Here is a 25,515-nt window from a genome sequence, read left to right on the forward strand (position 1 = left end):
TCGGCATCTTGACCCAGTGGTACGACCCCGAACCGGGGCCAGCTGCGATCCCGGGTGTCCTGGCCCGCGAGTTCGCGGCGGCAGGGCACGAGGTCCGCGTGCTGACGGGGTTCCCGAACTACCCGACGGGGCGTGTGTACCCCGGTCACCGCCAGACGTGGCGGAGGACGAGCACGGTCGACGGTGTCACGGTGACCCGCGTCCCGCTGTACGCGAGCCATGACTCGTCCGCCGTCGGACGAGCGCTGAACTACCTGAGCTTTGCCGTCTCGGCCACGGTCCTCGGGGCGAGGTCGCTGCGTGGCTGTGACATGGTCTGGGTCTACAACTCGCCGGCGACGGTGGCGTTGCCCCTGCTCGTCCACACCCGATGGGGGCGTCTGCCGTACTTCTTGCACGTGCAGGACCTGTGGCCCGACTCGCTCGTCCACAGCGGCATGTTCCCGGACGGTCGCGCCGGACGCCTCGCCCTGGCCGCCGTCTCGAAGACGGTGTCGCTGACGGAACGCCTGGCGCGACGGGTCGGGGTCATCTCGCCCAGCGTCGCGGATCTCATCCAGCGACGGAACCGTCACGTCGGGCCGGACGACGTCGTCTACGTGCCGAACCCGACCGACGAGGGCCTCTTCACGTTCGACGAGGTGCGCGAGCGTCGCGACGGGGAACCGTTCGTCCTGATGTACTCGGGTGCCATCGGGGACGTCCAGGGGCTCGAGAACGTCGTCGAGGCCGTCGGGGCATTGCCCTCGGACGTCGATCTGCGGCTCGTCCTGGTCGGTGACGGCATCGCCCTCGATCGCCTCAGAGCTCTCGCCTCACGAGTCGACGATGGAGGGCGCATCGAGTTCGTCGGCCGGGTGCCCAAGGAACGCGTGCCGGGTCTCATGAAGCAAGCCCACGCTCACCTGGTCTCCCTCGGGGCGTCGGAGTTCCTCGAGCACACGACGCCCAGCAAGATCCCGTCGTTGCTCGCGTCCGGCGCCGTGGTAGTCGGCGTCATCGCCGGTGACGGTGCCCTCTTGATCACCGAGTCCGGTGCCGGCACCGTCGTCCCCCCGGGCGACGCTGGCGCGCTGCAGGACGCGCTCATCTCGCTGACCCACCTGACGACGGAGGACCTCCGGGGTCGAGGCCGCTCGGGTCGCCATCACTACGACGCCCATTTCTCGGCCGATCGCGCAGCAGCCGCCATCATTGACGCAACGTCACCCACGAGTTCCGACCAGCACGCCACGAAGGACCGATCTTGACCACTGATGCCTCCGCCGATTACGTCGGCAAGAAAATTCTCATCACGGGCGGCACCGGTTCGTTCGGCCGTACCGTCACGCAGAAGCTGTTGAGCCGTGGTGTCGGCGAGGTGCGCGTCCTGAGCCGCGACGAGGCGAAGCAGGACCAGATGCGTCACGACCTGGGCGACGCCAGGGTCCGTTTCTACGTCGGCGACGTCCGCGACCACCTGAGCGTCGAGCGGGCCGTGAGAGACGTCGACTACGTGTTCCATGCCGCTGCCCTGAAGCAGGTCCCGTCGTGCGAGTTCTTCCCCATCGAGGCGGTCAAGACCAACGTGCTCGGCAGCGAGAACGTCGTCCGTGCCAGCGAAGCCGCCGGGGTCGAGTCCCTCGTCTGCCTCAGCACCGACAAAGCCGTCTATCCGGTCAACGCCATGGGCATGAGCAAGGCGATGATGGAGAAGGTCGCGCAGTCACACGGCCTGAACAACCCGAACGCCGTGACCACGGTGTCGTGCGTTCGCTACGGCAACGTCATGTACTCGCGCGGCTCGGTGATCCCCCTGTTCATCTCGCAGCTCAAGGCGGGGAAGGACCTCACGGTGACCGATCCGTCGATGACGCGCTTCATGATGTCGCTGCCGTCGTCCGTCGACCTCGTCGAGCACGCCTTCCGCAATGCCCATCAGGGCGACCTCTTCATCCGCAAGGCGGCGGCTTGCACCATGGGCGACCTCGCCCAGGCGGTCATCAACATCTTCCAGAGCGAGCGACGCGTCACCGTGATCGGCACCCGTCACGCCGAGAAGGTCTCGGAGGCGCTGGCCAACCGCGAGGAACTCTCGCGCGCCGAGGACATGGGCGACTACTTCCGCATCTCGGCGGACAAGCGCGACCTGAACTACGGCGCGTTCTTCGAGGAGGGCGACCCCGAGCAGGTCGAGTATTCCGACTACGACTCCCACACGGTCGACCGCATGACGGTGACCGATGTCGAGGCGATGCTCCTGGCCCTGCCCGAGGTACGTTCGGAGCTGGCTCTCGCGGGCATCCACCACCCCGAGGTCACCGCGTGAAGATCGCGATGACGGGGGCCGGTGGCTTCCTGGGGTGGCACACCCGCGCCCTCCTCCACTCGCTGGGTGAACCCGTCGTCCATCCGTTCGCCGTCGGCGATCGATTCGATGCTCAGCAGGCGGCGGAGGCCGTCTCGTGCAGTGATCGACTCGTCCTCATCGCGGGCGTCAACCGTGGCACGGATGACGAGGTCCACGCGGGAAACGTCCTGTTCGCCGAGCAGGCCGCCCGGGTCATCCGCGCCGCCGAGGTGGCGCCGGCCTGCATCGTCTTCGCCAACTCCACCCAAGTCGGCAACGGCTCGACCTATGGCGTCGCGAAGGAGGCGGCGGCACGCATCATCCGTGACGCTGCCGCGGACGTCGGGGCACGTTTCGTCGACGTGCACCTCCCGAACCTGTTCGGCGAGCACGGACGCCCTTTTTACAACGCCGTGACAGCGACGTTCTGCCACCTGCTGAGCCGCGGCGAGACCCCATCGGTCGACGTCGACCGCGAGCTGAGCCTGCTGCACGCGCAGCACGCCGCCGAGGCGCTCGTCGGCCTCGACGGGGCCGAGGACGTCCTCGCCCGCGCGACGTCGACGACGGTGTCGGAGTTGTTGGCGACCTTGTCGCGATTCGCCTCGGCGTATTCGAAGGGCGACGTGCCCGTGTTGGCGTCCGACTTCGAGCGCGACTTGTTCAACACCTACAGGTCGTTCGCGTTCGAGGCGTCACACGTCATCCCGCTGACCCAGAACACCGACGCCCGGGGCAGCTTCACCGAGGTGATTCGGTCACACGGCGGGTCTGGGCAGACGTCGTTCTCGACGACGGCGCCCGGCGTGACTCGAGGTCAGCACTACCACCGGCGGAAGATGGAGCGCTTCACCGTGGTGGCCGGAACGGCCGACATCCGGCTGCGGCGCCTGTTCTCGGACGAGGTGGTCACCGTCACCGTCGACGGTACGGCACCGTGTTCGGTCGACATGCCCACCTTCTGGGCCCACTCGATCACCAACACCGGTGACGACACCCTCTTCACGATGTTCTGGTCGAACGAGATCTTCGATCCGGCCGCCCCCGACACCATTCCGGAGACAGTATGAACACCCCTGCCCCTCGACTGAAGGTCTTGACCGTCGTCGGCACGCGACCCGAGATCATCCGTCTCTCCGCCGTCATCAAGCGTCTCGACCAGCACGTCGACCACGTCCTCGTGCACACCGGTCAGAACTACGACTACGAACTCAACGAGGTGTTCTTCGAAGACCTCGGGTTGCGACGGCCCGACCACTTCCTCGAGGCCGACACGAGCAGCCTCGGCGCCGTCCTCGGCTCGATCCTGGTCAAGACCGAGCAGGTTCTTCTCGCAGAGAAGCCCGACGCGATGCTGATCCTCGGAGACACGAACAGCAGCATCTCGGCCGTGATCGCCAAGCGGATGAAAGTCCCCGTCTTCCACATGGAGGCCGGCAACCGGTCGTTCGACGAGAACGTCCCGGAAGAGACCAACCGGCGGCTCGTGGACCACGTGGCCGACTACAACCTCGTCTACACCGAGCATGCCCGCCGCAACCTCCTCGCCGAGGGCCTGCACCCTTCGCGCATCCGCCTCACCGGCTCGCCGATGAAGGAGGTGTTGGCCCAGAACGCCGACGGCGTCGCCGGCAGCACGGTGCTCGCCGACGAGCATCTGGAGGCAGACGGTTACTTCTTGGTCAGCCTGCACCGTGAGGAGAACGTCGACCATGCCGGTCGTCTGGCCTCCATCTTGCGAGGACTCAACGACGTCGGTGTCCGGTACGACCTCCCCGTCCTCGTGTCGACCCACCCGCGGACGAGGAAACGGCTCGAGGAGTTGGGTGAATCCTTCGAGCGGCTGGTGTTCCACAAGCCGTTCGGATTCCACGATTATCTGGCCCTGCAGGCGTCGGCCCGGCTCGTTCTGTCGGACAGCGGAACGATCGCCGAGGAATCTTCCCTCATGGGGTTCAGAGCGGTGACCCTGCGTGACGCCATCGAGCGTCCGGAGGCCGAGGACACGGGCAGCATCATCCTGACCGGCACCACGTCCTCGGGCATCCAGAGGGCCGTCGACTACGTGCTGCAGGGTTCGTCAACCGGAGCGGTGCCCACCGATTATCAGATCGACGACACCTCTCACCGCGTTCTGGGGAACATCTTGTCGTCCCTTCCCTCTCACCACGCACGGACGGGAATCCGGACTTCGGCCCGCGAGGCAGAAAGCAACTGATGACGGAACGCGAACGAAAACCACGCGTGGCTGTCATCTGCCAGGTCATGGCTCATTATCGAGAGGCGGTTCACAAACAACTCGACGAGAGCAGCGAGTTGGACTTCGTGTTCGCTTCAGACCCTGACGGATCTCACTACGCCCTCAAGACGATGTCTCCGGATGGACTCCGGGAACACCTCGTGCTCAAGAACCGCTATTGGGGCCGAGCTACATGGCAGTCCGGCGTCACCCGCATGGCTTTGTCGAAGAGGTACGACTCGTACATCTTCACGGGCGACGTATCGGTCCTGAGCACGTGGGTGGGTGCAATCGTCGCCCGCTTGCGCGGGAAGCCTGTCCTGTTCTGGACAATCGGGTGGCATCGCCCGGAGGGGGGCATGAAATCGCTCGTTCGACTGGCGTTCTATCGGCTAGCCACCCGTCTGATGGTCTACGGCAACACCGCGAAGCGACTCGGGGCTGCTGCCGGCTACCCGGAGGACCGCATCACCGTGATCTACAACAGCGTCGGGCAGGTACCCATCCGTTCTGACGAGCAGGGCGCAGTGCCGACTCATCGCGTGGTCAACGTAGGAGCCATTGCGAGACTGAAGAGTGCCAAGCGCTTCGACCTCTTGCTTCACGCGGCCTCCGAGCTGACCCGAAGCGGGACTCCCGTACGCGTCACTCTAGGAGGTGAGGGGCCTGAGCACCGCCCTCTCTACGATCTGGCCGCAGACCTCGGAGTCGACCTCACGCTCACCGGCCCGGTCTACGGTGCAGAGGACACGAAGGTCTTCTACGACTCACTCGACGTGACCGTCATCCCCACCTACGCCGGTCTCAGCATCATCCAGAGCCTCGGCCATGGCGTTCCCGTCGTGACGGACGATGACGTCTATGGCCAGGGGCCCGAGTGGGAAGCGGTCACGAATGAGACCGGGGGCATCTTTGAACACGGCGACATCGCATCATTGGTGAACGCACTGGCACGTGTCATGAGTCGAGTCACGGCAGATCGATCAGGTGTTGCCGCTGCATGCCTGGCCGAAGTCGAGGAGCGATGGACGGCCCGATCACAAGCGGGCCGGATACTCGAGGCGATCCGAGACGAGTGGGACGTGAAGTCTCCCAGCGCCAAATGAAGACCTCAGGGCTACTGACGAATCGATTTGCGAGACAGTTCACAGCCGTCCTCAGCGGGTATGTCGGAAGCGCAATCATCCGTGCTGTCGCACTCGTTCTTCTCGCGCGGCTTGCTCTGCCGGACGATTTCGGATTCTTCTCGTCAGTGGCGGCTGCCATCGTGATCGCTCAGGCCATGACCGATCTGGGCCTGGCAAAGCTGATCTTGCGGGAACACAGCGCGAGGGTGGATCACGCCCTCGTGTCGGCGGCGCTGCGGACGAATTCACGCCTCTCGGCACTGCTGGCTCTGCTCCTGATCATCATGTTGCTGGGAGCCGGCTTGACCGCCGATTCGCGCTTCCTCTATCTGTTGCCCTTGGCCGTCGCTGCCGCTGCGGAGAAGAACGCGGATACGTTCTTGAGCATCGCCCTTGCCAACCAGCAGGCGTCCGTGAACACGACGAACATCATCCTGCGTCGCACCCTGTCTCTCCTCGTGTTCGTCTCCGCCACGTCACTCGGGCTTGATCCACTTTTCGCCTTTTCGGCTGGAGAGATGCTGGCTGCTTTGGTTTCTGCCGTCCTGGCTCGTCGTTACGCGTCCTCCAGGGTGCAGCCGGCGACCTCAGTTCCCTTCCGACTCGTGTTCCGAGCAGGGTTGCCGTTCTGGCTCAATTCGATGGCCGTCCAAGCCCGAAACTTCGACGTCCTGATGACCTCCGCGGTCTCGGGTACCACCCAAGCGGGGTTCTACGCGTCAGCGACCCGCCTGACGGGCCCTCTTCAGCTCGTTGCGAGTGCGGCGGCGACAGTCCTTCTCCCGTTCGCAACGAGAAGCACGGCCCGGCTCAGGATGGTGCACGCTTCGCTCGTCTTCCTGGCCGTCACGAGCATTGCTTATGTCTCGCTGGCGCTGCTCGTACCGTACGTCGTGCCGCTCGTTCTCGGAGACGCCTACGTTCCATCGATCCTCGTCATCCAGATCGTGCTGATCGGCTTGCCTTTCGCGTCCCTGACCGCGCTGTTGACCTCGGCTCTCCAGGGCTGGGGCCTGGCGAGGATGGCTGCGGTCGTCGCGATCGGCTTCACCATCGTCTGTTTGGCAGGGGTCTTCTCCGGGGCGTCACTGAACGGCGCCGTCGGCGCATCGATCGGCTTGACCATCGCCTACGTGTTACAAGCCATCGCAATAGTGCTGCTTGCACTCCGACACACATCCACCGCCCCCACCACGGAAAGTGACCGATGATGATCGAACGCGTTCGTGTGAGCGTGTGCATGGCTACGTTCAACGGTGCCCTGTACCTGACGGAGCAGATCGAGTCCATTCTGAGACAGTTACAGGCCGGGGACGAACTCGTCGTCGTGGACGATGCCTCGACGGACGAGAGCGCTCAGATCGTCGCCTCGTTCGGCGACGCTCGCATTCGCCTCATGGTCAACGAGCACAATGCCGGCCACGTTCGCACCTTCGAACGAGCTCTCGCAGCTGCATCCGGGGACGTCCTCATGTTGAGTGATCAAGACGACGTCTGGGCCGAGGGTCGTGTCGCCTACCTGCTCCATGAACTCGAGGGGGTGGGCATGGTCGCCTCGAACTTCGACCATGTGTCTCTCGCCAGTGGAGAACCTTCCGAGCGCCGACTGAAAGCCTCGTCATCCACTGTGGGCGATCTCGTGGGCCTGGCCCTCGGCAGACGACCCTATTACGGCTGCACGATGGTCTTCACAAGGGAATTCATCACCCTCGCGCTCCCCTTCCCGCCGGCGACCCAGGCGCATGACCATTGGCTCGCCATCTTGGGAATCGTGAGTCGCAGCCTGAGGCACGCACCCGAAGTGACCGTCCATCGCCGGCTACACGACGGCAACCTGTCGCCCCGCACGCGTCGAGCCTTGGGCCCGGTGGTGCACACACGGGTACGAATGGCGTCCCATGTGTTCGACGCTGCGGTGCGCCTTGTGGTCGTCGCTTCCTCGAGGCTCCGACGGGAACGGACTTGACATGACCTTGGTTCTCGCATTCCTCGCCGTTCTCGGGATAGCCACCGCTTTCCTCCTCCCGAAGAGGGCCGTCGCGTTCGCACTCGGAGTCATCTTGCCGATCGACTTCATCTCCGGCGTCAACCCGACGTACCTCGATGCTTCGCGCTACGGGCTTCTCATCATCCTGTTCGTTCGAACCCGCCGTGACACTTCGCGGGACGGAAACCCGTTCGTCTTGATGTGCTTCGCCGGTCTCGTCTTCATCGGCCTGGCCTCCGTCGCAAAAGGACTCGATGGCAGTCCGGAACAACTAGTTCGTGGAATCATCGGGATACTCTCCGCGCTGGCAGGAGTACTGCTGTCTCAGAGGCGGGGGCTCCACAAGGACCTCCTGCGCGGTTTCATCCTCGGAATGGCCGCCAGCGCAGCCGACATCGCCCTCCAAGTCGCCGGCCTGCCCTTCTTCGGAATGCCCAGCGCATTCGGTTTCAGGTACTCGGGCTTCAGCTTCAACAGCACGACCCTGGCCCCGTTGCTCGCGATCGCCGCAGTCCTGACCTTGTCCTCGTGGTTGTGGCCGCGACCGCAAGGCGGGGCACGCTTGATCGTGCTGACCTTCCGACTTGTCGTACTGGCAGTTCTCCTCGGTGGCCTCTACGAGAGCCAAGGTCGTGGTGGGGTCCTCTCACTCGCCGTGGCGGTCGGAGCCATGCTCCTGCACAAGAGCCGCCGGAGCCGCATTCGCATCGCGCTCCTCGCGGGGCTCGGTCTCGCTGTCATGGTCCGCTTCAGGTCGCAGCTCGAGACGCTGATCCTGAGGTCCGACTCCTCGGATGTCACGACAGGCCGTGGTGACCTCAACGCGAAGGCGTGGCAGGCGTTCGTCGCAGACCCGGTCTTCGGGGCAACGCCCAACGATCTCGAGTCCCTCAACCCGCACACTCCGTTCTTGACGTTCGCGATCGAGGCAGGCTTCGTCGGGCTGATGGTGGCTGTCCTCCTCACCGTCGCCTTGTCCATCGTTCTGTTCAGGCGCCCGATACCGGGTGGGGGGCATGTGTTCGTCGTTCGTTGCATGGCGATCATCGTGCTCATGACTTCGCTGCTCGAGCCGGACGGCCTCTACGTCGGCTTGTCGAAGGTCTTGTTGCTCTCCATCGTGCTGGGCCAAGGCCTCATGACACCGCGGGAAGCGCCCACCCCTTCGGGCTTCGATGCGTCCCGACCAGCGAGCCCCTTCGCGACCATCATCAACAAACCCCTCGCAGGGCCTCCCTCCCGTCGTATCTGAGGGCGTGAGGTTCGATCATCGACGGTGATCACCGTCGAGTCACCGGCGAGGCCAAGAGCCTGCTGGCGAGGGCGGCCCGTCAGGACCGGAGTGAATACCGCTTCAGGCGGAGAGCGGGCTTCTCCGCGAACCACCAAGACAGCAACGCCACTGCGACCGTTGCAGCGAGCACCATCGCAACGAGGGCCTCGCCGGTGAGGAGGCGGGCGAAGCCGGTCAGGAGAACCACGTTGATGAACACCTGGTGCCAGAGGTAAGAACTGAAACTCAGGTCGCCGACCCTGGAAGTGAAGCGCCGTAGAACGCGTGGCCCTTTCAGCCCGAGCCAAGTGGCGGAGTAAGCAAGCGGAATCGCCGCGGCAGCATTGACGAGTAGATCTGCCTGCGGCGAGATACCCAACCCGTTGATCGTGATGGCGAAGTAGAGCACCACAGCGATCAGGGCTACATCACCACGCCAAGGAATGCTCCGCCACGTGTGGCCGATGATCATGCCGAGGGCGAAGTAGAAGAGGTACGGGGCAAAGGACAGCCCGAACAGGAGCCAGAGGCGAGACGCCGCCGCGTTGCCACCCACAGCGGCATAGAGGAGGAGGCTGCTTATGCCGACGACCAGAACGACGGCGATCATCCAACGCCAATTCGTCTTGGCCCGCATCTTGACCAGCAGGGGCACGACGACGTAGAAGGACACCTCGACCGGAATCGTCCACAGGCTGCTGTTGACGATTCCGCCGCCGAAAGCGCCGACAAAGTCCGGGTTGTAGACCGGGACGAAGAAAAGGTAACTACCGACGAGCGCCAGAACCTCCCGTGGGCTGGCTGCGGTCAAGGATCCCGCAGCGGCGAGGATGAGAAGTGTTCCCGCAAGACAGATGTAGAGAGCGGGAGCGATCCTAAGGAAGCGGTTGAAGTAGAACTCGCGCCAACGGCGGCCGGTGTCGGATGCTTTCTCCGCGGAGGCGTAGATGAGCATGCCACTCAGGATGAAGAAGAGAGGCACTCCGCCCGAAAACCACCAATTGTTCTCCCGAGTGACCCACAGGAATTGGACATCGACGTAGAAGACGACGTGATGCACCACGATGGTCAGCGCTGCGAGCAGCCGGAGGAAATCGAAGTTGTTGTCTCGGGGCAAGCCCTGTGACAATTTCGGGGCAGACGTGCCGGCAGCCACCGGCACCCTAGGCCACGTCTCGGAGACGGATCACGGAACAGACCATCAGAGTCTTTCCACTTCTGGCCCCGTGACCACGTTCCTCGCATCGAAGACGGGGACTCCCGACGTCGACAACACATTCAGTTCGATGTCAGCGTGGTTGGTCAAGACGATGACCAAGTCCGCTTCGTCGACCGCGGCCTCGACTGAGGGGACCCGGACGACGCCCGACGGCCATCGGTGGTCTTCGACGTGGGAGTCGAGGCCGCTCACGACGGCACCGAGACCGAGGAGGAGCTCGATGATTCGGATAGACGGCGCTTCTCTGATGTCACCAGTATTCGGTTTGTACGCGAGTCCAACGAGACTGATCCGGGCTCCTCGAACCGACTTCGATCGATCGTTCAGCATGGTCATCACCCGCTGTACCACATAATTCGGCATGTGGTCGTTCACGTCGTTCGCAAGCTCGACGAAGCGGAAATTCATACCGAGTTGCTTGCGTACCTGCCAGGAAAGGTAGCTCGGATCGACGGGAAGACAATGACCCCCCACGCCCGGGCCCGGTGTGAACTTCATGAATCCGAATGGCTTCGACGACGCTGCTTCGATGCTCTCCCAGACGTTGACTCCGAGTTGATCGGCGAAGATGGCCAACTCGTTCACGAGGGCTATGTTGACGTGTCGAAAAGTGTTCTCCAGCAACTTCGTGAGCTCGGCCTCCTTCGTACCGGACACTGGCACGGTGGTGTCCACGAGTTCGTCGTAAAAGCCCTGAACGCTCTTCAGCGAAACTGGATTCATGCCCGAGACGACCTTCGGCGTCTCCTTGAATCCCCAGACTTTATTGCCGGGGTCGATGCGCTCTGGGCTGTATCCAACGTAGAAATCTACGCCTGCTCGAAGGCCTGATCCGCTTTCGAGAATGGGAGACAGGAGTTCTTCTGTGGTGCCCGGGTAGGTCGTCGACTCGAGAATGACCGTGACCCCAGGCCTGACGAATGGCGCCAGTGAAGCGGCTGACTTCTCGATGAAACTGAGATCGGGCAGGGAATCCCGCAACGGGGTGGGTACGGTGATGACCGCAAAATCGAAGCCCTCGACGTCATCGTATTGGGTGGTCGCCAGATAGCGACCACTGTCAAGCGCGCTGGTCAGCGTGGCATCGCTGATGTCATCGACGTACGATGTGCCCGCTTGAAGCAGTTCGATTCGATTGACGTCGAGGTCGATGCCTACGACGACGTGGCCTGCCTCGACCGCCCTCATGGCGACCGGCAGTCCCACGTACCCCTGACCTACGATGACCGTCTTCATTTTCGTGACTCTCTTTTGATCGTGACGCGACGACGCGAACACGTGCGATGCGGCGTGATTGCCAGATGAGTGCTGCTACTGGCTGATGGGCAGGGTGTTCAACGAGTCGTTGGCCAGGGCGGCCTTGACGGCGTCGAGGCCTGGTTGGTCGACGTTCACGATGGACTGGCCTCCGACCGAGCCGGTGCCGGCCGTCGGGACGGTGAAGAAGTGCATCTTGGACGTGTCGATCGACCGCAGGCTGACACCGAGCGAGGCGATCGTTCCGATGTCGAATTGCTTGTCGACGGTGAGGTAGGGCGACATCGCGGTGACGAATGCCGAGACCTTGCCCGGGTCGGTCAGCGTCGACCGGCTCAGGACCGTGTTCGCCAGGCCCTTGACGAACGCCTGTTGGTTCTTGACGCGGGTGAAGTCCGCATCGGCAAAAGCATGACGTTCCCGGACGAAGCGGAGAGCCCGGTCGCCTTCGAGCTTGTTCAGACCGGCTACGTACGAGTACTCACCGGCTGAGAACGCCTGCGGCGAGAACACGTCGACCCCGCCCAGTGCCGTGGTCATGCCCTTGAAGCCTTCGAAGTCGATGATGGCCACGTGGTCGATGCGGACGCCGAGCAGCTGCTCGACAGTCTGGACAGTCAGGGGTGAGCCGCCGTAGGCGAAGGCCGCGTTGATCTTGTTCGAGCCGTGGCCGGGGATCGGCACGTAGAGGTCGCGCATGATCGACATCACGTAGACGTTCTCGCGGTCGGCGTCGACGTGCACGAGCATCATCGAGTCGGTCCGCTGGTCCGACGACGACGGGTCGTCGATGGTCGTCGCGTCGGCCCGGGAGTCCGAACCCATCAACAGGATGTTCATCGCCCCGTCGGGTGCCGGCGCCGGACGCGTCGACTCCTCGGGGAAGGCCTGCTCGATCTTCGTCGCGTTGTCGTTGAACGAGTTCGCCAGCCGCGACGCGTAGACGCCGCCCACGACCCCGACGATCACGATGACCCCCACCAGCACCGACGCCAGCGTGATCAGAGCGATGACCGGTTTCGAACGACGCCGCCCGCGCTTCTTCTGCGGCGTCGGCTCGCCACCGTCGCCTTCGTCCGGCGTCAGCGTGAAGATGTCGCTCATGCGGCTCGCTCCCCTAGCACTCGGTCACGGATCTCGGCCACAGCGCACCTGACTATAACAAGGAGCCGAAGATTCCTCGCCGGACTCCCCCGCCCCGGACGACGGCCTCCCTCACCCGACCAACTCGTTCGCGGTACGCAACACCCGTTGCGTGGCGAACTCCTCCCCCACGCCCACCACCTCGGACGCCACTGTGAACACGGCCGCCTCGCCCGGCAGCAGAGTCACGAGCATCTCGTCCACCGTCGCGGCAGGGTCGACCTTGTCGACGAGCAGGGCCAGGTCACGCACGAGCGAACCCGCCGTCACCTCGACCCGGTAGCCCGAACCCTCGCCCAGCGCGGTCACCGACGTCGACAGCGACGCCGCGGCGAGCGCCGAGTCCCGCGGCTCGACCGGGAACCACAGTCCACGTGAGACCCCGTCCACCGACGCCACGAGCAGCTCCGACTCCGGAGCACCGAACGCCGCCACGGCCGAGGGCACCGGCACGGTCACCGTGTCGCGGGCCGCCACCGTGAGCGACACCTGCTCCGAGGCGAGGACGCGCCCGTCGTACGCGACGCGACGCACCGTGAGCGGGCCGGCCAGCGCCTCCTCGGTGTCGTTGACCACGACCACGGCGAGGCCGCCGTCCCGGGGCTGGATCGTCACGAGCCGGTCGGCGAACGCGTGCCGCATCGCGTAGAGCAGCGGCTTGCGCTGCCCGTCGCCGTCGACGGCGGCCCACGACGTCACCGGCCAGCAGTCGTTGATCTGCCACACCACGGCTCCCCTGCACCGCGGGGCGTGCGAGCGGAAGTGCTCGAGCGCCACCTGCACCGCGTTCGCCTGGTTCAGCTGCATCGCCCAGTGCCACGCCTCGATCTCGTCGGGCAGCCGGTAGTGCGCCAGCAGGCCGTCGGTCAGCTTGTCGTTGCCCTGCATGGCCTTCTGGTGCACGATCATGCCGGGCGACTCGGGCGTCAGCGGCTCGTCGTGGATCGCCCGGGTCATCGCCGACCAGGTGGGCGGCCCCTGCCAGCCGAACTCGGCCACGAAGCGCGGCACGACGTCGCGGTACGTCGGGTAGTCCTTGCGGTTCCACTGCTCCCACAGGTGGACCGACCCGTGGTCGGGATCGCTCTGCGCCACGTCGAGGCTGCCCGACCAGGGGCTGCCCGCCGCGTACGGACGCCCCGGGTCGAGCTCGCCCACCAGCGCCGGCAGCAGGTCGAGGTAGTAGCCCAGCCCCCAGGTCGCCCCGTCGAGCCGGCGCTCCCAGCCCCACTCGTCGTGGCCCCAGATGTTCTCGTTGTTTCCCGTCCACAGCACCAGGCTCGGGTGGGTCATGAGCCGCGTCACGTTGTCGCGCACCTCGGCCTCGACCTCGCCGCGCAGCGGGTCCTCCTCCGCGTAGGCGGCACAGGCGAAGAGGAAGTCCTGCCAGGTGAGCATGCCGCGCTCGTCGCACAGCTCGTAGAAGTCGTCCGACTCGAAGATGCCGCCACCCCACACCCGCAGCAGGTTCACGTTGCCGAACTCGGCCTGCTCGATGCGGTCCCGGTACCGGTCGCGCCCGATGCGGTGCGGGAACGCGTCGTCGGGGATCCAGTTCGCCCCCTTGATCCACAGCGGCTCGCCGTTCACCACCACCGTGAAGCTCGTGCCGACCTCGTCGGGCTCGACCTGCACCTCGACGGTGCGGAACCCGATCCGCGACGACCACTCGTCGAGCACGTCGCCTGCCCGCTCCCCGTCAGCCGAGGAGGCGCGGGTCGCGTCGACTCCGTCGCCGTCACCCCCCGAGGAGGCGCGGCCCACGTCCCCGTCCCCTCCCCCGGTCACCGAGACCGTCACGTCGTACAGCGGCTGCCCGCCGTGCCCCCGCGGCCACCAGAGCTCGGGGTCGTCGACGACCACCTGCACGACCGTGGAGTCCACGCCCGACTCGACCCGCGCCTCCTGCGTGACGGCGCCGACGGTCGCCCGGACGGTCACCGGGGCGGCCCCGTCCCCGACCGACGCCCCGGCGCGCTCGAGGTCGACGTGCACGTCGACGACGCCCCGCGCCCCGTCGACCGTCACGACCGGTCGGACCGACGCCAGCCGCACCGACGACCACGACTCGAGCGTCACCGGCTTCCAGATGCCCGAGGTCGCCGTGTCGAGCCCCCAGTCCCAGCCGAAGCTGCACGCCATCTTGCGGATCGCGTTGTAGGGGTGGTGGTTCACGTGCGGCCGGTAGCCGAGCGCCAGGCTCTGCGCGTCGGCGTAGGCCACGGGCGACCCGAAGCGCACCTCGAGGTCGTTCGACCCCTCGCGGAGCCGTCCGTCGACCCCGACCCGGTAGGTGCGGTGCTGGTTGCGCGTCTCGGCGACGACCTCGCCGTTGAGCAACACGGTGGCCACGGTGTCGAGGCCCGCGAAGACCAGCTCGTGACGGTCGTGCCCGTCGGGCCGCCAGTCGAACGTCGTCGCGTACGACCAGTCGGCCTGCCCGATCCAGGCGAGCAGGTGCTCGTTCGCGTCCAGGTACGGGTCGACGATCAGGCCGGCCGCCAGCAGGTCGGTGTGCACCGTGCCCGGGACGGTCGCGGGCACGTCGACGGCCGCGATCTCGGGAGGCACGGGGCCCGCAGTGCTGCGCAGGCTCCAGCCGGTGTGCAGGGTGCGGACGGTGCGCTGCGTCGCGCGGGTGGTGGTGCCGGTGGTGGTGGTGTCGGTGGTGCTCATGTCGCTCCCAGCGATCGAGGGTGTGGCGTGGAGTCGGGCCCGCCCACCATGAACCCCGTTTCGAACGAAACACCCGGAAGCAACGGGGGGCAACGTTCGAAACCGGGTTCATGGCCGGGCGGATGGGGCGCGGTTCAGGCGCAGGAGGGGCGGTGCCGGTCAGGCGCGGGCGGCGCGCCGCTCAGCGATGCGCTTCTCGGGGTCGGGCGCGGCCTCGGCGAGCTGCTGCGTGTAGGGGTGCTGCGGGTTCAGGATGACCTCGTCGGGGGTCCCGCGCTCGACCACCTGCCCCTTGTACATCACGAGGATCTCGTCCGAGAAGTGGCGGGCCGTCGCCAGGTCGTGCGTGATGTAGAGAACGCCGAGGTCCTCCTGCCGCTGCAGGTCGGCCAGCAGGTTGAGCACCCCGAGCCGGATCGACACGTCGAGCATCGAGACCGGCTCGTCCGCGATCAGGATGCGCGGCTCGGGCGCCAGGGCCCGGGCGATCGCCACGCGCTGCCGCTGCCCGCCCGACAGCTCGTGCGGTCGACGCGCGGCGACGTCGGCGGCCGGGCCGAGCTGCACCCGCCCGAGCAGGTCGCGCACCTTCTCGTCGACCGTCGAGCGGGTCGCCTTGCCGTGCAGCAGCAGCGGCCGCGCCAGGTGGTGCCCGATCGAGTGGAACGGGTTGAGCGAGGCGAACGGGTCCTGGAAGACCATCTGCACGTCGCTCCGGTAGCGACGGAGGGCCTCGCCGTGCCGGGGCGCGACCGCACCGTCGAGCACGATCGAGCCGCTCGTCGGCCGTTCGAGCTGCAGCAGCATCTTGGCGATGGTCGACTTGCCGCTGCCGCTCTCACCGACCAGGGCCACCGTCTTGCCGGCCTCCAGCGTGAAGCTGACGTCGTCCACCGCGCGCAGGCGACCCTTCTCACCCCGGCCCCCGCGCACCCGGTAGTCCTTGACGACGTTCCGGAACTCGAGCGTGCTCACGCCGCGCCTCCTGTGCTCGTGGCGACGGACGTCGCCGGTTCGTGCCCCGAGGAGGCGCGGGTCGCGCCGTCCCCGGCCGTCTCGTCGACCCCGCTGCGGATGAACGCCCCGCGGTCGCCCGTGAGGCTCGGGAACGACCCGAGCAGCTTCTTCGTGTACTCGTGCTGCGGGTTCGTGTAGAGCTCGGTGGACTCCCCGATCTCGACGATCTCGCCCGCGCGCATCACGGCGATGCGGTCGCTGATCTCGAGCAGCAACGGCAGGTCGTGCGTGATGAAGATGACCGCGAAGCCCAACTCGTCGCGCAACCGCCCGATCTCCCGCAGGATCTCGCGCTGCACCACGACGTCGAGGGCGGTGGTCGGCTCGTCCATGATCATCATCTGCGGGCCGAGGGCGAGCGCCATCGCGATCATCACGCGCTGGCGCATGCCGCCCGAGAGCTCGTGCGGATACGACCGGAGTCGGTTGCGGTCGACCCCGACGGTCTCGAGCAGCTTGCCCGCCCGCTCGACGCGGTCGGCCTTCTTCCAGTACGGCCGGTGGGTCTTGAAGACGTCCTCGAGCTGGGCCTGGATCGTCGTCACCGGGTTGAGCGCGTTCATCGCCCCCTGGAACACCATCGACAGCTTGTCCCAGCGGAACGCCCGCAACGCCTTGTCGTCGAGCTCGGGCAGCAGGATGTCGGCGCCCTCGGCGTCGTGGAAGACCACCCGACCGCCCGTGATCACGGCCGGCGCCTTGAGCAGCCGGTTGATGCCGTAGGCGAGCGTCGTCTTGCCGCAGCCCGACTCGCCCGCCAGCCCGAGGATCTCGCCCCGGGCCAGCTCGAAGCTGACGTTCTTGACGGCGTGCACGGGGTGCTCGACGGCGTAGTCGACGCTGAAGTCCTCGACGGTCAGGACGGTGCTCATGCGGTGGCCCCCTCGGTGGTGCCGGCGGCGGCCTCGGCCCGCGCCAGTCGCTTGCGGTCGGCCCGGCTGACGCCGGCCCGGGTCTGGTCGCGCAGCTTCGGGTTGATGATCTCGTCGATGGCGAAGTTCATCAGCGACAGCGCGCACCCCAGCAGCGCGATCATCAGCCCCGGCGGCACGAACCACCACCAGGCGCCGAGTCGCAGCGCGAGCCCGTTCTGCGCGAAGTAGAGCATCGAGCCCCAGGTGAACTGGCCCGAGACGCCGAGCCCCAGGAACGACAGTCCCGCCTCGGCGAGGATCGCGAAGATCACCGCGAACAAGAACTGGCTGGCCAGCACGGGCAGCACGTTGGGCAGGATCTCGACGGCGACGATGCGCCAGGTCTTCTCGCCCGACACCCGCGACGCGGCGACGTAGTCGCGCGACCGCAGGCTCAGCGTGATGGCACGCAGCACGCGGGCGCTGGCCGCCCAGCTCGTGATGACGATCACGAAGGCGATCACCACGAGGCCCTTCTGCGGCACGTAGCTCGACACGATGATGGCGAGCGGCAGGCCGGGGATGACCAGCACGACGTTCGAGAACAGCGAGAACGCCTCGTCGACGAACCCGCCGACGTAGGTGCCGATCACGCCGAAGACGATGGCCAACGCCATCGCGACGACGCCGACCAGCACGCCGATCAGCAGCGAGCCGCGGGTCGCGTAGGCCAGCTGGGCGAAGACGTCCTGCCCGGTCTGCGTGGTGCCGAGCAGGTGCTCCCCGCTCGGGGCGCTCAGGCCGACGTCGCTGATGGCCTGCGGGTTCTGGACGACGAACGGGAAGACCAGGCCGAACAGGGCGATGGCGGCGATCATGCCCGCCCCCACCCAGAGCTTGGGCGTCACGTGCGGGAAGACCCGCTTGAGGCCCTTCCGGCCGGTGCCCGCGCCGCTGTCGCCGGTGGGCGAGTTCGGGTCGGCGAGCTGGCCGAGGTCGATCGTGGACATGCTCGTCGTCCTAACGCTTGGCGCGCGTGCGCGGGTCGATGAAGCCGTACATCAGGTCGACGATGAAGTTCGTCCCCAGCACGGCGAGGGTGATGACCAGGAAGATGCCCTGCATCAGCGCGTAGTCGTTGTTCTGCGTCGCCGTGAAGAGCGCGTTGCCGATGCCCGGGTACGAGAACACCTGCTCGGTCACGATCGAGCCCGACACGACGAACCCGAGCGAGATCGCGAAGCCCGCGAACTGCGGCAGCACCGCGTTGCGGGCCGCATAGCTCTGGCGGATGCGCATCGGCGACAGGCCCTTGGCCTCGGCGGTGACGATGTAGTCCTCGCTGAGGGTCGACACCATCATGTTGCGCATGCCGAGCAGCCAGCCGCCGATCGACGAGATGATGATCGTCAACGCCGGCAGCGTGCCGTAGAGCACCGCGCTCTGGACGAACGTCCAGTTGAGCCCCGGCGTCGCCTCGTACACGTTGTAGCCGCCCGACAGCGGGAACACCCGCAGGACGCTGCCGAACACGTACAACAGGATGAGCGCGAGCCAGAAGTACGGCACCGCCTGGAACATCGTCGTCACCGGGATGAAGTTGTCCAGCACCGAACCGCGCTTCCAGCCGGCGAGGGTCCCGAGACCCACCCCGAAGACGAACGACAGGATCGTCGCGATGCCGATCAGGGCGATCGTCCACGGGATGGCCTGGCCGATGATGGTCGACACCCCGGCCGGGAAGTACGACACCGAGATGCCGAGGTCCCCCCGGGCCAGGTTGCCGAGGTACTGCACGTACTGCGAGAACAGGGGTTCGTCCGAGTCGGAACCGAGAAGGAGGCGCAGGCTGGTCACGGTCGCCTCGCTGACCGGTCCCTTCTGCTGCATCTTGGCCAGCAGGATGTCCACGGGGTCACCGGGCAGCAACCGCGGGATGAAGAAGTTCAGCGTCAGGGCCGCGAACAACGCGACCGCGTAGAAGCCGACCTTCTGCGCGACGTACCTCATCCGCGCCTCCTGACCTTCTCGGTCCCGACCACGATCACTTGAGCTTCAGGTTCAGGACGGTCTGGGCGTTGTCCCAGGTCTTCCACGTCGCCGGGAAGTTCTCGGTGTCGTCGTCGCCCGTGGGCCAGCCGGTCACCTTCGCGTTGTTGAACTCGGTGAGCGTGGACTGCAGCAGCACGGGGATGTACGGCATGTCCGCCACGATCTCCTTCTGGATCGTGAAGTACTGCTCGGTCTTGGCCGCGACGTCGTCGGTCTGCTCGGCCGCGACGATCGCGGCGTCGACGGTCGGGTTCGAGTAGCGGGCGAAGTTGTTGATCGCCTGCTCGCCCACCGGCGAGGTCGTCGTCGAGTCGAAGTTGCCGTTGTAGAGGTAGTACGGGTCGGTCGACGGGCCCTGGCCGAGCGAGTCCATCGTCAGCTGGAACTGCCCGTTGTTGCGGGCGGCGACCCACTCGTTGTACGACTTGGCACTCTGCGTGATCTCGATGCCGACCGCGCGCAGCTGCTCGGCCATGGCGTCGATCGCCGCGATGTAGTCCGAGTAGCCGGTGACGACCTGGATCTCGAGCTGCAGCTTCTGGCCGTCCTTGGCGTAGATGCCGTCCGAGCCCTTCGCGTAGCCGGCCGACTGCAGGAGCGCGTCGGCGCCCTCGGTGTCGGCCGTCATCGGCGTCTCCTTCTCGACGTCGGGGCTGATGTAGTCGTCGTCACGACCGAGGGTCATGAAGGTCGGCGAGATCTGCTTGTTCGTGCCCGAGAAGGCCAGGTCGTTCAGCTGGTCGCGGTTCATCGCCTTGTAGATCGCCTGGCGCACGGCCGGGTCGGTCTGCGGGCCCGTGCAGCCGAGGTCGGCGTTCGAGCAGGTCATCAACGTGATCTGCTGCAGCGGGGTGGCGACGTAGCTGACGTCGGGGTTGCTGCCGAGCACCTTGTCGGCCTCGGGGATGAAGATGCTCGACCAGTCGAGGTCGCCGCCGACGACCGCGTCGGTGGCCGAGGTGTTGTTCGCCAGGGCGATGTACCGGATGCTCTTGACCTCGGGCTTGCCCGACTGCCAGTAGTTCGGGTTCGCCTTGTAGACGTAGCTCTGCGGGGTGAAGGTGTCGAGCATGTACGGCCCGGTGCCGATCGGCTTCTCGACCGGGTCGGTCGCGATGTCGGAGAGCTTCGAGAAGACGTGCTCGGGCACGATCGCGGCCTGGCCGAGGATGTCCGGGCCCTTGACGAACGAGGTGTCGGCGAAGGTGAAGACCACCGTGTCGTCGTCCGTGGCCTCGACGGTGCCCTCGAAGCCGACGCGGTTCAGTTCGGGCTTGTCGAGCATCGTCTGGAACGTGTACGCGACGTCGTCCGCCGTGAAGTCCTCGCCGTCGCTCCACTGCACGCCGGTGCGCAGGTCGACGGTCAGCTCGGTGCCGTCGTCGTTCCACTCGTACTCCTCGCCCAGCATGGGCTTGGGGTCGGCGCCGGTGAGCACGTTGTAGTAGAACAGCTGCTCGTAGAGCAGGCCCTGCGAGGTGCTGTCGGCCGTGGCCGAGAACGGGTTGAAGTTGGCCGTGAGGTCGCCCGCCGGGCCCGTGTTGGCGGTGATGCCGCCTTCGTCGCCGCCGCTCGAGGCGGTGCACCCGGTGAGCGCGAGGCCCGCGGCGGTCGCGAGTGCGATCGCACCGAACCCGACCCGTCGGCGGTTGGTCATGGAGAGAGGCATCGTCGACCCTTCGTCGTGCCAGGCGCCGTCGCCTGGTCCCGGGGTCTTTCTTAGACGACTTACGTAAGCGAGTCAAGAAAGTCGTGAGGACGTGTCGGGATCGTGACCCGCGCCTCCTGCGGTGCCGCGACGAACCACACCGGCCCGACCCGCGCTCGCCCGGCCCGCGCTGGCCCGGCCCGCACCACACCACGTTTCGTGCACAGCACCCCGACGAGACGCGGTGCGCTGCACGGAACGCGGCGCGGAGGCAGGTGGGCCCGCCCGGGCAGCGGGGGCACGCTGCGCGGCGTACCTCCCCACGCACCACACCGCGTTTCGTGCACGGCACCCCGACTAGACGCGGTGTGCTGCACGGAACGCGGCGCGGAGGCGTGCGGGCCCGCCCGGGCCGCCGACCGGACCCGGTGCAGTGCACGACTCGCGGTGCCGAGGAGGCGCGGGCCGGGTCCGGGCACCGTCGCGGGGTCAGCGCGAGATGGCGCGTTGCACGACGAGGGCGGCCGCACCGATCGCGGCCGCGTCGCGCGGGTCGGTCGAGACCTCGACCCTCGTGGTGTGCACGCCTCGTGAGAACGCCGTGCGGGCCAGGGCCTCGACGGCCGCCCGGGCGTAGATCGAGCCGGCGACCGCGACCCCGGGTCCGCTCAGCACGACGCGGTCGAGGTCGAGCAGGTTGGCGAGCGTGACGACCCCGGCGGCGAGCTGCTCGGCGGCGCGCGTGACGAGCCCGTCGGCCGCGGCGTGACCGGCGATCGCCGCGCGGGCGAGCAGGTCGAAGTCGCGCGCGACCCCGCCCGGCGCCCAGGCGAGGCCGAGGTCGTCGAACGCGGCGGCGTCGCGCCGGGCCCGGGCGACGACGGCCCCGGGCGACGCCGCGAGCTCGAGGCAGCCGCGGTTGCCGCAGTAGCAGGGCTCGCCGTCGAGGTCGATCGACACGTGGCCGAGCTCTCCGGCGCCCGAGCTCGCGCCCCGGTGCAGGGCCCCGTCGAGCACGATGCCGGAACCGACCCCCGTCCCGAGGTAGACGCAGGCGAACGTCTCGGAGCGCGGCACCTGGCGACTCCAGAACTCGCCGAGCGCGGCGGCCGCCGCATCGTTGTCGACGATCACGGGCAGGCCGAGGCGCAGGGCCAGCGCGGCGTGCAGCCCGGCGTGGAGGGCGCTCTCGGTCGACCGGGGCCCGGTACGCACCCCGTGGGCGAGGGTGGCACGGGGACCGACGACGGCCAGGCCGGCCACCGCCCCGCTCGCGAGGCCGAGGCTGCCGACGACGTCGTGGAAGCCGTCGACGATGCGGACCGCGGCGGCCGTGACGTCGTCGGACGCGGCGGGCCCGGCGTCGACCTGCAGGCGCCCGACGACTCCCCCGCGCATGTCGGTGACGACGTAGGTGAGCGCGTCCTCACCGATCTGCACTCCCATGCCGTAGACGGCACGCGGGTTGATCTCGACCATCGTGCGCGGTTTGCCACCGGTCGACGCGACCCGGCCGGTCTCCCGGACGAGCCCCTCGTCCAGCAGCCGCCGGACGATCGTCGAGATCGACGCCTGCGTCAGCCCGCTGGCCTGGGCGAGCTCGACACGGCTGATCGGGCCCGACGACCGCACGAGGTCGACCACGAGTTCGCGGCTGGTCTGCGGCGCGGGCTGGGGCGCCGGCTGCGAGGTGGGCTGCATCGCGGGCTGTGCCGGGGTGGGCGCCGAGGTGTGCGACCGCCACGGCGTCGCGGGCCGGGCAGGGGGCTGCGTCGGGGTCCGGTCGGGGTCGCGGGTCACCACGGGCGTCGCTCCGACCTGTCGGGGGCTGTAGGTTCGGGCGCATGACCGACTCGATCGTCGACACCCGGGTTGCCCCTGCCGGGCCGGGCGACCGCCGTCGTGTCGGTCTCGCCCTCGTCCGCCCCGGCGAGATCTTGGGGGCGGAGCCGTTCTACCACGAACTGATCGCCGGCATCGAACGGGTTCTGCGCCCGCGCGGCCACACCCTGCTGCTGCAGGCCCTCGCCGACCGCGACGCCGAGCTGTCGGCCTACCGGCGGTGGGCGGCCTCGGGCGACTTCGGCGCGGTCGTGCTCGTCGACCTCACCGACGACGACCCCCGACCGGCCCTGCTGCGCGAGCTCGGCCTGCCCGCGGTCGTGCTCGGCGACCCCGCCCTCTCGGGAGACCTGCCCGCCGTCTGGACCGGCGACGGCGTGGCCATGCGCGACACCGTCGCCGCGCTCGTCGCGGACGGGCACCGTCGACTCGCGCACGTGTCGGGCCCGGGAGCGCTGCTGCACACGCAGGTCAGGCAGGAGGCGCTGGTCGCCGCGAGTCGCGCCTCCTCGTCCGTCGTCGAGACGATCGAGGGCGACTACTCGTGGGACGCCGGCGCGGCCGCCCTCTCGCGTCTGCTCTCGGGGCCGACGCCGCCGACGGCCGTCGTCTTCGACAACGACCAGATGGCGCTCGGCGGCCTCGCCGCGGCGCAACGACTCGGGGTCGAGGTGCCGACGCGACTGACGCTCGTGGCGTGGGACGACTCGTCGCAGTGCCAGTTGTCGACGCCCCCGCTCTCGGCGGTCAGCCACGACGTGCAACGCCTCGGCGAGGTGGCCGCCGGCATGCTGCTCGGCGTGCTCGCGGGTGAGGGCGTGGCGTCGGTCGAGGCGCCACCCGCGTCGCTCGTGCGGCGGGGGTCGTCGGGGCCCGCGCCGGTCTGACACCTGCCGATCCGCCGGCCCCGGTGTCGACTCCCACCCAGGTGAAACAGGGGTGACCCGACAACCACCCTGCGCATTCCGGACAGTTCGGTGGGTTTCTCTCAGGTTCCGGATAGGTTCGGTGGGCACGGGGGGTTCCCTTCGTGCTGCGCGTCTCACCCGGCGCTGGGCCGGGGGCGGACAAGCGATGACGCTTGCACCACCGATCAAGAAAGCACTCACCACGTGATCACCAAGTTCTCCTGGCGCCGTGCGGTGGCCGTCCCGGCCGTCCTCACGCTCGCCCTCGGAGGGGCCCTCCTCTCCACCACGGCGGCCCAGGCCGTCGACAGTGACCTGATCGTCACCTCGCCGACCGCCGCCTCGACCACGGACTCGCGTCTGGTCACCGTGGCGGGTACGGCGATCGCCGACGCCAACGTGATCATCAAGGACACCGACACCGACGGAGCCGTGCTCGCCCGCACGACCACCGACGCCACCGGCGCCTTCTCGACGACGATCCAGTACCCCGACACGGCGATCGTGGCGCAGACCATCTTCGTGGACGGCGAGAAGGGCTTCAGCGGCTTCGACCCGACCGTCACGCGCTCGTTCAGCCTGCCCGCCGTCGCCCCGGTCGAGGTCTTCGCGGTCACGACCCCCGAGGTCGGCCAGCAGCTCGCCTCGCGCACCGTCACCTTCTCGGGCACCGGCATCTCGGGTTCGACCGTCAACGTGCTCGGCACCGACGGCAACCGCCTCCCCGGCACCGGCGCCGTCGCCGTCGTCGGCGGCCAGTGGTCGCTCCAGTACACCTACCCCGAGACCGTCGACCGCAACCAGAGCGTGCGCGTGACCCAGGTCACGGGTGGCTCCGGGACCGGCGACGCCCCCGTCGCGTTCGTCCTGCCGCAGGGCCAGACGCTCGTCGTCGAGACGCCCGCCGCGGACACCACCACCGCCACGCGTACCGTCACCTTCTCGGGAACCGGCACCTCCGGCTCGACCGTCAACGTCCTCGGCGCCGACGGCAACCGCCTCCCCGGCACCGGTGCGATCGTCGTCATCGACGGCCGCTGGACGCTCGACTACACCTACCCGGACGACGCCACGGTGGCGCAGTCCGTCCGCGTGACCCAGGTCACGGGCGGCGCGGGCTCGGGTGACGTCCCCCGCTCGTTCAACCTGCCCGCAGTGGTCGTCCCGCCGACCGACGTCGTCCTCGACGCCCCGGTCATCACCTCGCCCACCCAGGGTCAGGTCGTCGTCGGTGACCAGGTCACCTTCGAGGGCACCGGCACCCCCGGCTCGAACATCCTGCTGGCCGTCGTCCCGACGGACCAGCTGGACGAGCTCGAGGCCGCCGAGAACGGACGCGCCGCCGCCGCTGCGGTCCCCGCCGACCCCGCCGACCCGATCGTGGTCGACGCCGCCGGCAACTGGACCGTCACCCTCGCCCTGACGCCGAACGACTACACGGCTGCCGCCGTGTCGTTCCTCCTCGACGCCGACGGCCTGCCGGTGCTCGACGCCGCCGGTCAGCCGATCGTCTCGGACCCCTCGGCCGACGTGGCGTTCAGCCTTGTCGCCGCCGTGACGCCCGCAGCCCTGCCCGCCACCCCGATCGCCACCGGCACCACGGGCCTGGCGTACACGGGTAGCGAGGGCACCGAGGCCGCCATCGGCATCGGCGCCGCCGTCCTGCTGCTCGGCTCGACGCTGATGGTCCTCGCTCGCCGCCGCGCGAAGCTCGCGACCACCGACGTGGCCGGCGAGTAACACCCGCACCACGACGACGGCCCCCGTCGCTGCCTCGGCAGCGGCGGGGGCCGTTCCCCGTCCGGCAAGGGCCGTGCCGCGTCCGGCGGCGGCCACACCCGGCCCCCGGTCCCCTTCGCAGGTGTCGCACCGCCGGATGAACGTCGCACCGTCCACTTCGGCGGTGCGATGCTCATCCGGCGGTGCGACACCGCGCAGACCGCT

Annotated in this window: 20 protein-coding genes; 10 read left to right on the forward strand and 10 right to left on the reverse strand. The window is 67.7% G+C overall.

What is annotated here, in order from left to right:
* Nucleotides 1-8 precede the first annotated feature (8 nt).
* The 8 genes from ASL10_RS07615 to ASL10_RS07650 are packed head-to-tail and all read left to right on the forward strand — an operon-like array spanning nt 9 to nt 8,934.
* Complete coding sequence (locus tag ASL10_RS07615; RefSeq protein WP_162234600.1) at nt 9-1,250, forward strand: glycosyltransferase family 4 protein; 1,242 nt, start codon at nt 9-11, stop codon at nt 1,248-1,250.
* Complete coding sequence (locus tag ASL10_RS07620; protein WP_056046070.1) at nt 1,247-2,308, forward strand: SDR family NAD(P)-dependent oxidoreductase; 1,062 nt, start codon at nt 1,247-1,249, stop codon at nt 2,306-2,308. The genes ASL10_RS07615 and ASL10_RS07620 overlap by 4 nt, the downstream gene beginning before the upstream one ends.
* Entirely contained in the window at nt 2,305-3,399 is a 1,095-nt protein-coding gene (locus tag ASL10_RS07625; protein WP_056046072.1) for an NAD-dependent epimerase/dehydratase family protein, read from the forward strand. The genes ASL10_RS07620 and ASL10_RS07625 overlap by 4 nt, the downstream gene beginning before the upstream one ends.
* Nucleotides 3,396-4,547: a non-hydrolyzing UDP-N-acetylglucosamine 2-epimerase gene (wecB, locus tag ASL10_RS07630; protein WP_056046074.1), complete on the forward strand. Its 1,152-nt coding sequence runs from the start codon at nt 3,396-3,398 to the stop codon at nt 4,545-4,547. The genes ASL10_RS07625 and wecB overlap by 4 nt, the downstream gene beginning before the upstream one ends.
* A complete protein-coding gene (locus ASL10_RS07635) occupies nt 4,547-5,674 on the forward strand; it encodes a glycosyltransferase (RefSeq protein WP_082460399.1) in 1,128 nt (375 codons plus the stop codon). Before wecB ends, ASL10_RS07635 begins: the two co-directional genes overlap by 1 nt.
* Nucleotides 5,671-6,906, forward strand: a complete 1,236-nt coding sequence (locus ASL10_RS07640) for a lipopolysaccharide biosynthesis protein (protein WP_162234601.1) — start codon at nt 5,671-5,673, stop codon at nt 6,904-6,906. Before ASL10_RS07635 ends, ASL10_RS07640 begins: the two co-directional genes overlap by 4 nt.
* Complete coding sequence (locus ASL10_RS07645) at nt 6,903-7,661, forward strand: glycosyltransferase (RefSeq protein WP_056046081.1); 759 nt, start codon at nt 6,903-6,905, stop codon at nt 7,659-7,661. Before ASL10_RS07640 ends, ASL10_RS07645 begins: the two co-directional genes overlap by 4 nt.
* Nucleotide 7,662: 1 nt before the next feature.
* Nucleotides 7,663-8,934: an O-antigen ligase gene (locus tag ASL10_RS07650; RefSeq protein WP_056046083.1), complete on the forward strand. Its 1,272-nt coding sequence runs from the start codon at nt 7,663-7,665 to the stop codon at nt 8,932-8,934.
* 79 nt (nt 8,935-9,013) lie between these two features.
* Here the strand turns inward: ASL10_RS07650 and ASL10_RS07655 are convergent, their stop codons facing one another.
* The 10 genes from ASL10_RS07655 to ASL10_RS07700 form a co-directional block, all read right to left on the reverse strand.
* The gene (locus ASL10_RS07655; protein WP_162234602.1) at nt 9,014-10,111 is read right to left on the reverse strand and encodes an acyltransferase; all 1,098 of its coding nucleotides are present in this window, start codon (nt 10,109-10,111) and stop codon (nt 9,014-9,016) included.
* 45 nt (nt 10,112-10,156) lie between these two features.
* Nucleotides 10,157-11,410, reverse strand: a complete 1,254-nt coding sequence (locus ASL10_RS07660) for a nucleotide sugar dehydrogenase (RefSeq protein WP_056046087.1) — start codon at nt 11,408-11,410, stop codon at nt 10,157-10,159.
* Between the two features lie 75 nt (nt 11,411-11,485).
* Nucleotides 11,486-12,535: an LCP family protein gene (locus ASL10_RS07665; protein WP_056046089.1), complete on the reverse strand. Its 1,050-nt coding sequence runs from the start codon at nt 12,533-12,535 to the stop codon at nt 11,486-11,488.
* A 111-nt stretch (nt 12,536-12,646) separates the two neighbouring features.
* Nucleotides 12,647-15,250: a beta-mannosidase gene (locus ASL10_RS07670; RefSeq protein ID WP_056046091.1), complete on the reverse strand. Its 2,604-nt coding sequence runs from the start codon at nt 15,248-15,250 to the stop codon at nt 12,647-12,649.
* A 159-nt stretch (nt 15,251-15,409) separates the two neighbouring features.
* The gene (locus ASL10_RS07675; protein WP_056046094.1) at nt 15,410-16,225 is read right to left on the reverse strand and encodes an ABC transporter ATP-binding protein; all 816 of its coding nucleotides are present in this window, start codon (nt 16,223-16,225) and stop codon (nt 15,410-15,412) included.
* Entirely contained in the window at nt 16,222-17,139 is a 918-nt protein-coding gene (locus tag ASL10_RS07680; RefSeq protein WP_082460274.1) for an ABC transporter ATP-binding protein, read from the reverse strand. The genes ASL10_RS07675 and ASL10_RS07680 overlap by 4 nt, the downstream gene beginning before the upstream one ends.
* Nucleotides 17,136-18,131 carry an ABC transporter permease gene (locus tag ASL10_RS07685; RefSeq protein ID WP_082460275.1) on the reverse strand — a complete coding sequence of 332 codons (996 nt, stop codon included), beginning with the start codon at nt 18,129-18,131 and terminating at the stop codon, nt 17,136-17,138. The genes ASL10_RS07680 and ASL10_RS07685 overlap by 4 nt, the downstream gene beginning before the upstream one ends.
* A 10-nt stretch (nt 18,132-18,141) precedes the next feature.
* The gene (locus ASL10_RS07690) at nt 18,142-19,131 is read right to left on the reverse strand and encodes an ABC transporter permease (RefSeq protein ID WP_056046096.1); all 990 of its coding nucleotides are present in this window, start codon (nt 19,129-19,131) and stop codon (nt 18,142-18,144) included.
* Between the two features lie 34 nt (nt 19,132-19,165).
* Nucleotides 19,166-20,830 carry an ABC transporter substrate-binding protein gene (locus ASL10_RS07695; protein WP_157485319.1) on the reverse strand — a complete coding sequence of 555 codons (1,665 nt, stop codon included), beginning with the start codon at nt 20,828-20,830 and terminating at the stop codon, nt 19,166-19,168.
* A 480-nt stretch (nt 20,831-21,310) separates the two neighbouring features.
* Nucleotides 21,311-22,624 carry an ROK family transcriptional regulator gene (locus ASL10_RS07700; RefSeq protein WP_200922576.1) on the reverse strand — a complete coding sequence of 438 codons (1,314 nt, stop codon included), beginning with the start codon at nt 22,622-22,624 and terminating at the stop codon, nt 21,311-21,313.
* 41 nt (nt 22,625-22,665) lie between these two features.
* Between ASL10_RS07700 and ASL10_RS07705 the strand changes: the two genes are divergently transcribed.
* Together ASL10_RS07705 and ASL10_RS07710 are read left to right on the forward strand one after the other, a co-directional pair.
* Complete coding sequence (locus ASL10_RS07705) at nt 22,666-23,550, forward strand: LacI family DNA-binding transcriptional regulator (protein WP_056046098.1); 885 nt, start codon at nt 22,666-22,668, stop codon at nt 23,548-23,550.
* Between the two features lie 225 nt (nt 23,551-23,775).
* Nucleotides 23,776-25,311: a hypothetical protein gene (locus ASL10_RS07710; RefSeq protein ID WP_056046100.1), complete on the forward strand. Its 1,536-nt coding sequence runs from the start codon at nt 23,776-23,778 to the stop codon at nt 25,309-25,311.
* Nucleotides 25,312-25,515 lie beyond the last annotated feature (204 nt).

It is taken from the genome of Frigoribacterium sp. Leaf8 (assembly GCF_001421165.1).
In the GTDB taxonomy this organism is placed as follows: Bacteria; Actinomycetota; Actinomycetes; order Actinomycetales; family Microbacteriaceae; genus Frigoribacterium.

Bases quoted from the DNA above. Each gene is read 5' to 3' on its own strand.
- ASL10_RS07670 (WP_056046091.1), bottom strand. From the start codon at position 15,250: ATGAGCACCACCGACACCACCACCACCGGCACCACCACCCGCGCGACG.
- wecB (WP_056046074.1), top strand. From the start codon at position 3,396: ATGAACACCCCTGCCCCTCGACTGAAGGTCTTGACCGTCGTCGGCACG.
- ASL10_RS07695 (WP_157485319.1), bottom strand. From the start codon at position 20,830: ATGACCAACCGCCGACGGGTCGGGTTCGGTGCGATCGCACTCGCGACC.
- ASL10_RS07640 (WP_162234601.1), top strand. From the start codon at position 5,671: ATGAAGACCTCAGGGCTACTGACGAATCGATTTGCGAGACAGTTCACA.
- ASL10_RS07645 (WP_056046081.1), top strand. From the start codon at position 6,903: ATGATGATCGAACGCGTTCGTGTGAGCGTGTGCATGGCTACGTTCAAC.
- ASL10_RS07690 (WP_056046096.1), bottom strand. From the start codon at position 19,131: ATGAGGTACGTCGCGCAGAAGGTCGGCTTCTACGCGGTCGCGTTGTTC.
- ASL10_RS07665 (WP_056046089.1), bottom strand. From the start codon at position 12,535: ATGAGCGACATCTTCACGCTGACGCCGGACGAAGGCGACGGTGGCGAG.
- ASL10_RS07635 (WP_082460399.1), top strand. From the start codon at position 4,547: ATGACGGAACGCGAACGAAAACCACGCGTGGCTGTCATCTGCCAGGTC.
- ASL10_RS07685 (WP_082460275.1), bottom strand. From the start codon at position 18,131: ATGTCCACGATCGACCTCGGCCAGCTCGCCGACCCGAACTCGCCCACC.
- ASL10_RS07705 (WP_056046098.1), top strand. From the start codon at position 22,666: ATGACCGACTCGATCGTCGACACCCGGGTTGCCCCTGCCGGGCCGGGC.
- ASL10_RS07680 (WP_082460274.1), bottom strand. From the start codon at position 17,139: ATGAGCACCGTCCTGACCGTCGAGGACTTCAGCGTCGACTACGCCGTC.
- ASL10_RS07650 (WP_056046083.1), top strand. From the start codon at position 7,663: ATGACCTTGGTTCTCGCATTCCTCGCCGTTCTCGGGATAGCCACCGCT.
- ASL10_RS07660 (WP_056046087.1), bottom strand. From the start codon at position 11,410: ATGAAGACGGTCATCGTAGGTCAGGGGTACGTGGGACTGCCGGTCGCC.